The following is a 13555-nucleotide window of genomic DNA, read 5'->3' on the forward strand; positions in this document are numbered from 1 at the left end:
CAGGGGCAGATAGGAGGAACATACATTGATTAAAAGATATACGTGCCAAAATGGAGTAAGAATCGTCCTTGAGAACATACCAACCGTCCGTTCTGTAGCGCTGGGAGTATGGATCGGAACGGGTTCTAGAAGCGAAACCCCTGAAATCAATGGTGTATCACATTTTCTTGAGCATATGTTTTTTAAAGGAACGGAAACGAGATCTGCCCGTGATATAGCAGAAGCTTTCGACAGCATTGGCGGACAGGTAAATGCGTTCACATCAAAGGAATACACATGCTATTATGCCAAGGTGCTTGATGAGCATGCGGGTATGGCTCTTGATATTCTCTCTGATATGTTTTTCAATTCCGCTTTTGATGAAGAAGAATTGAAGAAAGAAAAGAATGTTGTATTTGAAGAGATTAAAATGTATGAGGATACACCGGACGATCTTGTACATGATTTGCTGAGCAAGGCTGCCTATGGCAGCCATCCGCTTGGCTATCCGATTCTTGGAACGGAAGAAACGCTATCTTCTTTTAATGGAGATTCTTTAAGAGATTATATGTCACGTTTTTATATTCCTGAAAATGTCGTTATATCAGTTGCGGGGAATATTAGCGAAGCTTTTATTGAAGAAATTGAAAAGAAATTCGGTTCGTATACTTCCTCTCATAAACAGGAAGTGTTCGAGAAACCCGGTTTCCTAAATCAAAAACTTTCCCGCAAAAAAGAAACAGAGCAGGCTCATCTATGTCTGGGCTACGAGGGCCTTGAAATTGGACATGATGATGTATACAGCCTGATTGTTATGAACAATGTGCTTGGAGGAAGCATGAGCAGCCGATTGTTCCAGGACGTAAGAGAGCAGAAGGGTCTTGCATATTCTGTCTTCTCCTATCATTCTTCTTATGCGGATAATGGAATGCTGACGATTTATGGAGGGACTGGAAGCAATCAGCTTGAGGTTTTGTATGAAACCATTCAGGAAACACTGAACAATCTGAAGGCAGACGGTATTACAGCAAAAGAGCTGATGAACAGCAAGGAACAAATCAAAGGAAATCTGATGCTTAGCCTTGAGAGCACAAATAGCCGCATGAGCCGAAATGGCAAAAACGAATTGCTGCTCGGAAGACATCGTTCTCTTGATGAAATGATTGAGAAGGTAAACGAAGTAACCGAAGAAAGTGTAAACAGGCTCACTCTTGATATTTTCAGCAAACCTTATTCCCTTTCATTAATTAGTCCGGAAGGCGAGCTTCCTGAAAGCCTGCTAAAATAAATTTCAAAGAAATGCCTGCCTGATGTGCAGGCATTTTTTTATTGAATCCGCATTATATATGTAATAAGGAGTGGTGAAAATTGAGACTGAGCGATATGAGCGGAAAAGAAATCGTGGATGTCAAAAGAGCGGAGAGACTTGGCATTCTCGGCCAAACCGATTTAGAAATCAATGAACAGACAGGACAAATTACAGCCCTTGTCATTCCATCTCAGAAATGGTTCGGAATGCGCAAGCAGGGGGCAGAAGTAAAGGTGCCATGGCAGCATATCCGTAAAATCGGAAATGATATGATTATCCTGGATGTTCCGGATTCGGAAATAGCCCAACTGAATTTAAATGCTCCAGGCGAATGACATTGTCTTCGCTTTTTTTTTATGAAAAACGCTGTTAAACTGGGCAGCTGATTTCCTCTGCAGGCGTTCGTTTTCCGTCTGTCCCGCTGCTCCCGCAGTCTTACGCCCAAAAAATCAAAATCATGCTTAAACATAGCCTTATAAAAAAAGTGCTGCTATGAAATTGCAGCAGGAACAGTTGATTTAGGATTTTCGCCATCAGCCTCGTCCAGCTGTCTCCAGTCAGATAATGCAGTCATTTTCTATTGTAAGGAAACATTCACCCAGCACCTGCCATTCTCATATAATGTGAGCGAAAGTCATTTGATGGCTGTTTAAACAACAAACACTTTTTGACACGACTCCATTAACTGCAAGAATTTCAATCCAGAACGAGATGAAGAAGGTGACTAGACCTTATGTTAACCGGCTTAAATATTGCTGTCATCGGCGGAGATGCAAGGCAGCTTGAAGTCATAAGAAAACTGACCGAATTGGGAGCGAAAATCTGGATGGCAGGGTTTGATCAGCTTGATCATGGGTTCGCAGGTGCTGCTAAAGCGAAGATGAACGAAATCGACTTTTCTGTGATCCATGCCATCATTCTTCCTGTACCCGGAACATCTTTAAACGGTACGATTGATACCGTTTTTTCGAACGAAGAAATTATGATCAGCGAAGAATGGCTGAGCAAAACTCCCGAGAATACTGTTATCTATTCAGGCATAAGCAATGCCTTTCTGGATCAGGTCCTTAAAACTGCCAAACGGAAACACATCCAGCTCTTAGAAAGAGATGATGTGGCGATTTATAATTCGATTCCAACAGTTGAAGGAACAATCATGATGGTGATTCAAAATACGGATTTCACCATTCATGGCTCCAATGTGTGTGTCCTTGGACTGGGAAGAGTCGGGATGAGCGTAGCCCGCACCTTTGCAGCACTTGGTGCAAAGGTAAAAGTAGGTGCGAGGAAATCGTCACATATAGCCCGGATTGAAGAAATGGGATTGGCTTCTTTTCATTTGAATCACATCGTGAAGGAGGCTTCTGGATCAGACATTTGCATTAATACCATTCCCCACATGATTTTAACTCCTGCTGTACTCTCAGAATTGCCTTCACACGCACTTGTCATTGATTTAGCCTCTAAACCAGGGGGGACAGATTTTAAATTTGCCGAAAAACGCGGAATCAAGGCTATGCTTGCACCGGGCCTGCCGGGAATAGTTGCTCCAAAAACGGCTGGTCAAATTTTGGCAAATGTTCTGACTCAGCTGCTTGCCGAGCAATTAAAAGAAGGAAAGGAGTCCTCCTCATGAACGTAAAAGGAAAAACGATTGGTTTTGGTTTAACTGGATCCCATTGCACATATGACGCTGTCTTTCCGGAAATTCAAAAACTTGTGGAACTGGGAGCCAACGTGCTGCCTGTAATTACGAACACGGTAAAATCTACTGTCACCCGGTTCGGAGATGGAGAAGACTGGGTACGGAGGATTGAAGAAGCAACTGGAAATAAAGCAATTGATTCAATTGTGAAGGCGGAACCTCTTGGACCGAAAATTCCGCTGGACTGCATGATAGTGGCCCCTTTAACAGGCAATACCATGAGCAAGCTTGCAAACGCAATGACAGAATCTCCTGTTCTTATGGCAGCGAAAGCCACGATGAGGAACAACAAGCCAGTCCTGCTTGGTATTTCAACGAACGATGCACTTGGTTTGAATGGGGTTAATTTAATGAGGCTAATGGGAGCGAAGAATGTCTTTTTTATTCCATTCGGCCAGGATAGCCCTGAGAAAAAACCAAACTCCATGGTAGCCAGAATGCAGATGCTGATCCCATCCCTGGAAGCTGCATTGGAGCATAAGCAAATACAGCCGGTCGTGGTTGAAAGATTCAGAGACGAAGAGTAGGAGTGAACTCCAGCTGAAAGGCAAAAAAAATCGTTCATGAGAACACCAATGTGTTAGAATATTATCTAACATCAATTGTACATGAACCGGTAGTAGTTGATGAATGGATCGCGGAAGGGGTTATGGCAAAATGAGCTCAAATGGATATCGTGTTGCAGTCACGGGCGCAACAGGTGCCGTAGGCCAGCAGATGCTGAAAACGCTGGAGGAACGAAATTTTCCTATTTCTGAATTAAAATTGCTTTCGTCTGAACGTTCAGCGGGCAAAACCATTACGTTTAAAGGAAAAACCTATACAGTAGAAGCTGCTAATCCGGAAAGCTTTGAAAATATTCAAATCGCGCTTTTTAGTGCTGGCGGCAGCGTGTCGAAGGACTTAGCTCCCGAAGCAGTAAAAAGAGGGGCAATCGTTATCGATAATACGAGTGCATACCGCATGGATCCGGACGTACCGCTCGTTGTGCCTGAGGTAAATGAAGAAAGCCTGAAAGATCATAATGGCATTATCGCAAATCCAAACTGCTCAACCATACAGATGGCTGCTGCATTGGAACCAATCCGTAAAGCATACGGATTAAGCAAAGTCATTGTCTCTACCTACCAAGCCGTGTCAGGCGCAGGCGCTGCTGCAATCAATGAACTGAACGATCAAACACGTGCTATTTTGGACGGCACAGAATACACGCCATCCGTTCTTCCTGTTAAAGGAGACAAAAAGCACTATCAAATCGCATACAACGCCATTCCTCAAATTGATAAATTCCAGGAAAACGGCTATACATTCGAAGAAATGAAAATGATCAACGAAACAAAAAAAATTATGGATATGCCAGAGCTTGCGGTAGCTGCCACTTGTGTCCGGCTTCCGGTCGTTACCGGCCATTCTGAATCAGTTTACATTGAAATCGGCAATGATGATGTATCGGTAGCGGATATTCATCAACTGCTCCTTGAAGCACCTGGCGTTACGCTTGAAGATAATCCGGCAGAACAGATTTATCCTATGCCGGCCAATTGTGTGGGCAAAAATGATGTATTTGTCGGCAGAGTCCGAAAAGACCTGGATCAAAAAAATGGCTTCCACCTATGGATTGTGTCTGATAACCTTCTCAAAGGTGCGGCATGGAATTCCGTTCAAATTGCGGAAAGTCTTATTAAGCTTAAGCTTGTGTAATGGATAAGGAAGAGAGCTGGGCAGCTGTCCCTGCTCTCTTCTGCTGATTTATGAAGGTAAATTGAACAGTTGAGGTGTAGGAAGCGATGAAAATACTGGTTCAGAAATTTGGCGGAACCTCCGTAAAGGATCATGAGGGCCGGGAACAGGCATATAAACATATAAGTCTTGCACTCGAGCAAGGCTATAAAGTCGTCGTTGTCGTGTCAGCAATGGGACGGAACGGTGATCCATATGCGACCGACACACTAATGAGCCTGCTCTATGGAGAAGCAGAGGATGTTACAGGCAGAGAGCATGATCTGCTGCTATCATGTGGAGAAACCATTTCATCCGTTGTGTTTTCAAGCATGCTTAGAAAAAAAGGCTTGAACTCTGCCGCATTGACAGGAGCGCAAGCCGGATTTATGACAAATGACGATCATACAAATGCTAAAATTCTGGAAATGAACTGCTCCAGATTGAAAGAAATGCTCGAAACAAGTGACGTGGCTGTTGTTGCCGGCTTTCAAGGGGCTGCTCCGAATGGAGACATTACAACACTTGGCCGCGGAGGAAGCGATACCTCCGCGGCAGCACTAGGGGCTGCATTGAATGCAGAATACATTGATATATTTACAGATGTAGAAGGTGTTATGACAGCAGATCCAAGAATTGTAGAAAGTGCAAGGCCACTCGTAAATGTGACTTATACAGAAATCTGCAATCTTGCGTATCAGGGCGCGAAAGTCATTCACCCGCGTGCTGTTGAAATTGCCATGCAGGCTAAAGTTCCAATCCGGATCCGATCCACTTATTCAGACAAGGAAGGGACATTAGTCGCAGCCAATAGTGCCGGAAAAATGGGCAGTGATGTGACGGAGCAGCTTATTACAGGAATTGCCCATATGGCAAACGTCAGCCAAATAAAAGTTGCAGCTAAACGCGGTGAATATCATACTCAAACAGATGTATTCAAAGCCATGGCAAAAAACAGCATCAGTGTTGATTTTTTTAACATTACACCAAATGAAGTGGTCTATACGGTACCGGGTTCGGTTACAAACAAGGCCGTTGAAATCCTTGAGTCAATGGGGTATCATCCTACTGTAACAAAAAAATGCGCAAAAGTTTCAGTGGTCGGAGCATCCATTATGGGTGTACCGGGTGTGATGGCGACCATTGTTTCTTCCCTCTCAGATCAGGGAATCCAAATTCTTCAATCTGCAGACAGCCACACAACGATTTGGGTGCTTGTGAACGAAGAAAATATGATCAGCGCAGTAAATACGCTTCACGAAGCATTTGAATTGTCAAAGTAACATAGAACGAACGAAGGAGAATGCACATGGCACGTTTTGGAAGAGTATCAACGGCAATGGTTACTCCATTTGATTTTGCCGGTAATATAGATCTTAAGAAAACCTCTAAACTCATTGAATACTTAATTGCAAATGGAACTGATTCCATCGTAGCTGGAGGAACAACAGGTGAATCCCCGACACTGACTTTTGAGGAAAAAGCTGCATTGTTCCAGCACACCGTTAAAGAGGTAAATGGAAGAATCCCAGTAATCGCCGGTACTGGGAGCAACGATACAAGAGCCTCAATAGAATTGACAAAAAAGGCAGAAGAAGCGGGAGCAGATGCAGTCATGCTCGTCGCTCCATACTATAATAAGCCTTCACAGGAAGGAATGTATCAGCATTTTAAAGCCATTGCCGAAAGCACGAAGCTGCCGGTCATGATTTATAATGTTCCGGGCAGAACGGTCGTTAAAATGACAGCTGAAACCATCATCCGCTTATCAGAGATTCCGAACATTGTATCTGTAAAAGATGCAAGCGGCGATCTGGAAGCCATCGCGAAAGTCATTGAAAAGACGAGTGATGACTTTGAGGTGTATTCCGGAGACGACAGCCTTACCCTGCCAATCATGGCAATCGGAGGCAATGGAATCGTATCAGTTGCATCCCATGTTATAGGCAATGAAATGCAGCAGATGATTGAAGCCTTCGCTCAAGGCGAAGTAAAGCAGGCAGCTTCAATCCATCGCCGTATCCTTCCGGTTATGAATGAAATGTTCGCTGCTCCAAGCCCTGCACCTGTCAAAACCGCTTTACAGATTTCAGGCATGGATGTAGGACCGGTTAGACTGCCGCTTCTTGCTTTGACTGAAACAGAAAGAAACAGTCTTATGAAAGTAATGGCAGAATTACAAAGCCAATGAGTTGTTAGAAGCTGGCATACTATTGCCAGCTTCTTAATTTTTGTTAAAAGTGCTGAAACAGAAGCTGTTCAGTTAATGTCGCAGCAGCTTGGATGCATCGCTTGTCTCAGCATACCAGGATATGGGCATGGCTGATGCGGTCCATTCAGAACTTACAGCATGTATTCCGGAAGCTCCCGTTAATCTTTAGAGCTCATCAAGCTGCATCCTATTTTTAGTCTCGGCTTTTCTGCTTGTATTCCTTTTCACCATTCAGGTATAATGGGTCTAAGTGACGTGGAACGGGCGAGCAAAACAGGGAGGATTTCAACATTGAATTCGAAACATACAGAAAATATTAAAGTGATCGCTTTAGGCGGCGTTGGGGAAATCGGCAAAAATATGTTTGTCATCGAAGTGGATGAAGACTTGTTTATTGTTGATGCCGGACTAATGCATCCTGAAGGAGAAATGCTCGGAATTGACGTAGTGATTCCGGATATTTCGTATTTGATTGAAAACCGCAGCCGTGTGAAAGCTATGTTTTTAACTCATGGCCACGAAGAAAATATTGGCGGTGTTTTTTATGTCATGCAAAAATTATCCATTCCTGTATATGGAACGAAACTTACCCTGGCACTTGTTGTGGAAAAGCTTAAAGAATATGGAATGAAGAATCAGTCTTTGCTAAAAGAAATTGATTCCGATTCTAAAATTGAATTTGACTCCGCTGCCGTCACCTTTTTCCGAACAAACCACAGCATACCAGATTCCGTAGGGGTAGCCGTCCATACATCCCTTGGTTCAATTGTACATACCGGAGATTTTAAATTTGACCAGACTCCAACCAGCAATCATGTATCAGATATCAGCAAAATGGCTGCTTTAGGAGATGAAGGTGTTCTCTGCCTGCTTTCCGACAGCACGAATGCGGAAAAACCAGGCTACAGTGCATCCGAATCTGTGGTAGGAAGTGAAATTGCCACAGCCATGTACAATGCGGATGGCAGGGTCATCATTGCCGTATTTGCATCCAATTACAGCCGGATTCAGCACGTAATTAATGCAGCAATTGAAAATAACCGTAAGCTTGCAATCGTCGGCAAAAACATGATGAATGTTCTTCAGACAGCTATTAAGCTGGGCTACATCCATGTGCAGGAAGATTTGATTATTCCTTTGCAGGAGCTTGAAAAACATCCCCATCATAAAATTGCCATCTTAACAACAGGAACAAACGGTGAACCGCTTGGTGCCCTGAACAGAATGGCCAGGCATTCTCATAAACAGCTGAACGTTACCGAGGGAGATACGGTGATGATTGCCGCTACACCTCTCCCAGGCCACGAACTGGAGTTTTCGAAAACAATCGACCTGCTTTACCGGGCGGGTGCCAATGTCGTTTTTGGACAGAAGCAGGTTCATGTTTCCGGACACGGCAATCAGGAAGAATTAAAGCTGATGCTTAACTTAATGAAGCCTAAATACTTTATTCCTATCAACGGTGAGTATAAAATGCAGGTGGCCCATGGCAAACTTGCACAGCAAGTGGGAATGAATAAAAAAGAGATCCTGCTGATTGAAAAAGGGGATGTCGTTCATTTTAAAGAAAATTCGGTCCGGACAGGCTCTAAAGTCACTTCGGGGAATGTTCTGATTGATGGTTTAGGAGTTGGAGACGTAGGAAACATTGTACTCCGGGACCGCAGACTTCTTTCGCAGGATGGAATATTAATTGTTGTTGTCACCCTGGATAAAGCAAACAAGCGGGTTGTAGCAGGACCTGAAATTATCTCCAGAGGCTTCGTTTACGTGAGAGAATCTGAAGAGCTTTTGGATAAATCGGCCCTCATTGTAAAAGAAATTGCTGATAAATGCATGAAGGATCGTTTAATCGAATGGTCATCTCTCAAGCTGAATATCAGGGAAGCGTTAAATCAATATCTGTATGAGCGTACAAAGCGCCGTCCGATGATTCTTCCGATTATCATGGAAGTTTAAAACATAACTTTGTCAAAGCCAAATGCTGAATCAGCAGGCAGCCTTAACAGAGCATAAAACACAGGAAGAAGACCGCAGCTGCCGGTCTTCTTCTTTTTCGGCTGCTGTATGAAATCAATGTCTTCTCTGCATAATAAGACCATATTTAAGAAAGGCAGGAGAACCGTATGGCATTTTCAAATGAGCATCAGGAATACAGAAGCACAAACGATCAGTCTGAGCAATCGGAGAAGCAGGATGAAAAGCAAGGCTCCCTGACCGAAAAAATACAGCAGCTTGGACAAACAAATATACCTCAAATGTCACAGGAAACGAACATCCACTGCTTGACTATTGTGGGGCAGATCGAGGGGCACATTCAGCTCCCGCCCCAAAATAAAACAACGAAATATGAGCATGTGATTCCGCAAATTGTTGCTATTGAACAGAATCCGAAAATTGAAGGCTTGCTCGTGATATTAAATACGGTAGGGGGAGATGTTGAAGCGGGTCTTGCCATAGCTGAAATGCTAGGTTCTCTATCCAAACCTACCGTATCCATTGTTTTAGGGGGCGGTCATTCGATTGGGGTTCCAATTGCCGTATCCTGCACCCATTCTTTTATTGCTGAAACAGCTACAATGACAATCCATCCCGTCCGTTTAACGGGGCTTGTGATTGGCGTTCCGCAAACCTTTGAGTATCTTGATAAAATGCAGGACCGCGTTGTAAACTTCGTAACGAAGCATTCAAATATTTCAGAAGAAAAATTTAAAGAGCTAATGTTCTCAAAAGGGAATCTGACGCGGGATATCGGTACAAATGTCGTTGGTACTGACGCAGTGGAATACGGACTCATTGATGCGGTTGGCGGAGTCGGATCGGCTATAAAGAAGCTGAATGAGCTGATTGAGCAAAATAAAGGGAATGATCAAGAGGAGCAGGTGCTGCAATGATTCTGTATACGATGATGCCCCAGGAGCTCATTTTTGCAGAAAACGGAAGTGAAGCTCCATCAGAAAAAATGGCGGTAGTCAATGGAGTGGAAATGATCGTGCGGCCATGTGATGACCAATCTTATGAGGTAGTCCGGCTGCTTAGCAGCAACCCGAATCATTACCTGCAAAGTGAGTGCATGCCTGGACAAAAAATCAGATCCAGCATGGTGGTATTCTAGTCTGAAACAGCGTATTCTATGGTATACTGTAGCTAATCGAAATGGGCAGCCCTCTTGAAGGCTGCTTTCTTCGTTGGGTAAGAAACTTCAGCTGAATTTTTCGAATTTCATTTTCTTCCAGTTCCTGTACGCAGTCCGGCAGTTTTAGCGGCGGCATGTATTTATGAACTATTTATTTGTTTGCGGATGAAAACAATCCGCAGCCCCAATTTATTGAATGATTACAGGTGATCGAATGGCAAAAAAGAAACGGCGTCAGCAAAAGAAAAGCTCCGGCAGACCAGTCTTCAAATATGAACTGGCCGGCTTAGGAATGACGGCAGCATCCATTATTGCAATGGCCAAGCTGGGCATTGCCGGGATGGCCATTGTCCAATTTTTCCGGTTTTTTGCAGGAGAGTGGCATATCCTCTTTCTGATTGGACTCGGAGCGGCAGGAATTTATGTTTTTTGGTACAAAAAAAGACCTCCATTCTCATCGAGAAGAATGATCGGGATTTATTTAATTACCTTAGCGCTTCTGCTGCTAACACACATAAGCTTATTTGAAGCGGTGCTGGCACGGGGAGAAGCAGGATCCTCAAGTGTAATTCGGAATACATGGGAACTGTTTGCGATGGAGCTTAAAGGCGAAAGTGTTACCCGGGATCTAGGTGGAGGAATGATTGGCGCATTGTTGTTTGCAGCATCCTATTTTCTGTTTGCAGCAGCTGGTTCCAAATTGATTGCAGCGGGCATGATTGTGGCCGGTATTTTGCTTATCACAGATAAATCCCTCCAAGAAACGTTATTTAAATTGTTTGGTCCTGTCTTTACATTTTTCAAAAAGCAATTCGCGGCCTTTATTCAAGATATGCGTAAGCTTCCTAAATCCTTTAAAAAGAAAAAAAGAAAACCCTCTATGCCTGCGGAAAAGAAGACTCGCAGGTCGAAAGAAGATACTGATGAGCCGGAAATTGAAGCCTATGAACCGATAAGCAGGTACGATGAGGATTCAGAGCCCATTATTTCAAGCTTTGCAGATCGTGTTGAAAGGGAGGAGACAGCCCCTGAACCTCCTCCTGAAGCTGCCGCTGAGAAAGGTACAGGTGTGGATCCTGAACCGGTGCCGGGAATTCAAATCAGCTTCTCGGAAGTTGAAAACAAAGATTATAAGCTGCCTCCTGTCTCATTGTTAAAACAGCCTCAGCACAATGGACAGCAGACTGACAAAAAGAACATTTATGAAAATGCAAGGAAACTTGAAAGAACCTTTCAAAGCTTTGGAGTCAAAGCGAAGGTTACCCAGGTTCATCTTGGTCCAGCAGTAACCAAATATGAAGTATATCCGGATACTGGTGTGAAGGTCAGCCGGATTGTTAATTTAAGTGATGATCTGGCATTGGCGCTTGCCGCAAAGGATATTAGGATTGAAGCACCGATTCCCGGGAAATCGGCGATCGGCATTGAAGTTCCTAATTCTGAGGTTGCGATGGTTTCGCTTCGGGAGGTTATAGACAATAACGTGAATGACCGGCCTGATGCGAAGCTGCTAATAGGTCTGGGCCGTGATATTTCAGGTGAAGCCGTGCTTGCTGAAATGAATAAAATGCCGCATTTGCTCGTAGCCGGATCAACGGGCAGCGGGAAAAGTGTATGCATAAATGGCATTATTACAAGCATTTTGATGAGAGCTAAGCCTCATGAAGTGAAAATGATGATGATCGATCCGAAAATGGTTGAGCTGAATGTTTATAACGGAATTCCGCATCTGCTTGCTCCCGTTGTAACAGACCCGAAAAAAGCGTCTCAGGCTCTGAAAAAAGTGGTAAATGAGATGGAAAGAAGGTATGAGCTTTTTTCCCATACCGGAACAAGAAATATTGAAGGGTATAACGAAAATATTAGAAGAATCAACACAGAAGAAGGGGAAAAACAGCCTGAGCTTCCTTATATTGTGGTCATCGTTGATGAACTTGCAGACTTAATGATGGTCGCTTCTTCCGACGTTGAGGATTCCATCACAAGACTTTCCCAAATGGCAAGGGCCGCTGGGATCCATTTAATAATTGCCACTCAAAGACCGTCTGTAGACGTTATTACAGGGGTAATAAAAGCGAATATTCCATCACGGATCGCCTTCAGCGTCTCTTCTATGACGGATTCCCGTACCATATTGGATATGGGAGGCGCGGAAAAGCTTCTCGGAAGAGGGGACATGCTCTTCCTGCCTGTCGGGGCATCCAAGCCAGTACGCGTTCAGGGTGCTTTTTTATCAGACAATGAAGTAGAAGAAGTAGTAAACTTTGTCATTGGCCAGCAAAAAGCACAATATCAGGAAAATATGATTCCGACCGAAACTGCTGAAACAGCAAGCGATGTGAATGATGATCTGTATGAAGAAGCTGTTCAGCTGGTGGTCGATATGCAGACAGCCTCGGTCTCAATGCTGCAGAGAAGGTTCCGCGTCGGTTATACAAGGGCCGCAAGACTGATAGACGCCATGGAAGAACGTGGAGTTGTAGGACCTTATGAGGGGAGCAAACCACGGGAAGTTTTGATGAGCAAAGGACAGCATGATGAAATGAGTTCATAAACAGAAGGGGAATCCCTTCTGTTTCTTTATGTCTTTGTTTACATAATAATATTATCTTTAGTATTAAGCTTGAGTAAATAGTATTACGAGAATTCGACAAAATTATTAAAATTTTTATTTATTTATTAATTGAAACATGATATATTATTTTCGATTAGTAAAGGTTAAACATCAGATGTCTGATCTTTATAAAACGGAGGCTTGTCATGAGCATTAAATCAGACAATCGACATCTGTATTTGCAGGTGATAGATCGAATAAAAGAAGATATCAAAAAAGGTGTTTATAAAGAAAAGGAAAAACTCCCTTCAGAATTTGACCTGGCAAAAAATCTGGGTGTAAGCAGGGCAACACTTAGGGAGGCACTTAGAATTCTAGAAGAAGAAAATGTTGTCATCAGACGCCATGGTGTAGGGACATTTGTCAATTCAGTTCCTCTTTTCAGTTCGGGAATTGAGCAGCTGAACAGTGTAACAGCTATGATCATGCAAGGGGGAAAGGCTCCGGGAACGATTTTTTTATCCTCTTCCATCGTCGGACCCACTGATGAAGATGCACAGCGCTTCGGCATCGCTGATGACGAAGAGATTTTCCAAATGGAAAGGGTGCGGACTGCAAATGGAGAACCGGTCGTATATTGTCTGGACAAAATTCCAGGGAAGCTTCTCCCGAAAGATTTGATTCATGACAGTGAATCTTTGTTTGACCTCCTTGAGAAAAAGACGGACAGCATAATCGGCCACGCAATTACCGCCATTGAGCCGATTGGCTATCACGATAAGATTTCACCGCTTTTAAACTGCGATCCAGAAACAGCTCTGCTGCTTCTTAAACAAATGCATTATGATCTGCAGGACCGCGCAGTTTTATACTCACTAAACTACTTTAGAGCCGATATGTTTTCCTTCCACGTTGTCAGAAAAAGAAACTAGAAATTAAAA

12 protein-coding genes are annotated in these 13555 nt (G+C 43.5%); all 12 read left to right on the plus strand.

The genetic code is table 11. The features are described from left to right. The first annotated feature begins 25 nt into the window (after positions 1–25). On the plus strand, positions 26–1267 hold the full coding sequence (locus tag J9317_RS09695; RefSeq protein WP_211558168.1) for a M16 family metallopeptidase: 1242 nt from the start codon (positions 26–28) through the stop codon (positions 1265–1267). An 80-nt stretch (positions 1268–1347) separates the two neighbouring features. After that, the gene (locus J9317_RS09700) at positions 1348–1623 is read left to right on the plus strand and encodes a YlmC/YmxH family sporulation protein (protein WP_035411793.1); all 276 of its coding nucleotides are present in this window, start codon (positions 1348–1350) and stop codon (positions 1621–1623) included. 398 nt (positions 1624–2021) lie between these two features. Further along, on the plus strand, positions 2022–2924 hold the full coding sequence (dpaA, locus tag J9317_RS09705; protein ID WP_211558170.1) for a dipicolinic acid synthetase subunit A: 903 nt from the start codon (positions 2022–2024) through the stop codon (positions 2922–2924). Beyond that, positions 2921–3520, plus strand: coding sequence for a dipicolinate synthase subunit B (dpaB, locus tag J9317_RS09710; protein WP_211558173.1), 600 nt, complete (start codon positions 2921–2923; stop codon positions 3518–3520). Before dpaA ends, dpaB begins: the two co-directional genes overlap by 4 nt. 130 nt (positions 3521–3650) lie before the next feature. Further along, on the plus strand, positions 3651–4694 hold the full coding sequence (gene asd / locus J9317_RS09715; protein WP_211558175.1) for an aspartate-semialdehyde dehydrogenase: 1044 nt from the start codon (positions 3651–3653) through the stop codon (positions 4692–4694). An 86-nt stretch (positions 4695–4780) separates the two neighbouring features. After that, positions 4781–5995, plus strand: coding sequence for an aspartate kinase (gene dapG / locus J9317_RS09720; RefSeq protein ID WP_211558177.1), 1215 nt, complete (start codon positions 4781–4783; stop codon positions 5993–5995). A gap of 26 nt (positions 5996–6021) precedes the next feature. Beyond that, on the plus strand, positions 6022–6903 hold the full coding sequence (gene dapA / locus J9317_RS09725) for a 4-hydroxy-tetrahydrodipicolinate synthase (RefSeq protein ID WP_211558178.1): 882 nt from the start codon (positions 6022–6024) through the stop codon (positions 6901–6903). Between the two features lie 312 nt (positions 6904–7215). Then, positions 7216–8883, plus strand: coding sequence for a ribonuclease J (locus J9317_RS09730; protein WP_211558180.1), 1668 nt, complete (start codon positions 7216–7218; stop codon positions 8881–8883). A gap of 167 nt (positions 8884–9050) precedes the next feature. Beyond that, complete coding sequence (locus J9317_RS09735) at positions 9051–9818, plus strand: ClpP family protease (protein ID WP_211558182.1); 768 nt, start codon at positions 9051–9053, stop codon at positions 9816–9818. Continuing rightward, positions 9815–10039, plus strand: a complete 225-nt coding sequence (locus J9317_RS09740; protein WP_211558184.1) for a YlzJ-like family protein — start codon at positions 9815–9817, stop codon at positions 10037–10039. Before J9317_RS09735 ends, J9317_RS09740 begins: the two co-directional genes overlap by 4 nt. A 235-nt stretch (positions 10040–10274) precedes the next feature. Further along, positions 10275–12614, plus strand: coding sequence for a DNA translocase FtsK (locus tag J9317_RS09745; RefSeq protein WP_211558186.1), 2340 nt, complete (start codon positions 10275–10277; stop codon positions 12612–12614). Positions 12615–12820: 206 nt separating this feature from the next. Further along, on the plus strand, positions 12821–13546 hold the full coding sequence (locus J9317_RS09750) for a GntR family transcriptional regulator (RefSeq protein WP_211558188.1): 726 nt from the start codon (positions 12821–12823) through the stop codon (positions 13544–13546). Positions 13547–13555 lie beyond the last annotated feature (9 nt).

The organism is Metabacillus flavus (assembly GCF_018283675.1).
Taxonomy (GTDB): domain Bacteria; phylum Bacillota; class Bacilli; order Bacillales; family Bacillaceae; genus Metabacillus_B; species Metabacillus_B flavus.

What these genes read in the sequence shown, in the direction of transcription:
- dpaA (WP_211558170.1), top strand. Translation starts at nt 2,022, where the DNA reads ATGTTAACCGGCTTAAATATTGCTGTCATCGGCGGAGATGCAAGGCAG.
- dpaB (WP_211558173.1), top strand. Translation starts at nt 2,921, where the DNA reads ATGAACGTAAAAGGAAAAACGATTGGTTTTGGTTTAACTGGATCCCAT.
- asd (WP_211558175.1), top strand. Translation starts at nt 3,651, where the DNA reads ATGAGCTCAAATGGATATCGTGTTGCAGTCACGGGCGCAACAGGTGCC.
- dapG (WP_211558177.1), top strand. Translation starts at nt 4,781, where the DNA reads ATGAAAATACTGGTTCAGAAATTTGGCGGAACCTCCGTAAAGGATCAT.
- dapA (WP_211558178.1), top strand. Translation starts at nt 6,022, where the DNA reads ATGGCACGTTTTGGAAGAGTATCAACGGCAATGGTTACTCCATTTGAT.
- J9317_RS09735 (WP_211558182.1), top strand. Translation starts at nt 9,051, where the DNA reads ATGGCATTTTCAAATGAGCATCAGGAATACAGAAGCACAAACGATCAG.
- J9317_RS09740 (WP_211558184.1), top strand. Translation starts at nt 9,815, where the DNA reads ATGATTCTGTATACGATGATGCCCCAGGAGCTCATTTTTGCAGAAAAC.
- J9317_RS09745 (WP_211558186.1), top strand. Translation starts at nt 10,275, where the DNA reads ATGGCAAAAAAGAAACGGCGTCAGCAAAAGAAAAGCTCCGGCAGACCA.
- J9317_RS09750 (WP_211558188.1), top strand. Translation starts at nt 12,821, where the DNA reads ATGAGCATTAAATCAGACAATCGACATCTGTATTTGCAGGTGATAGAT.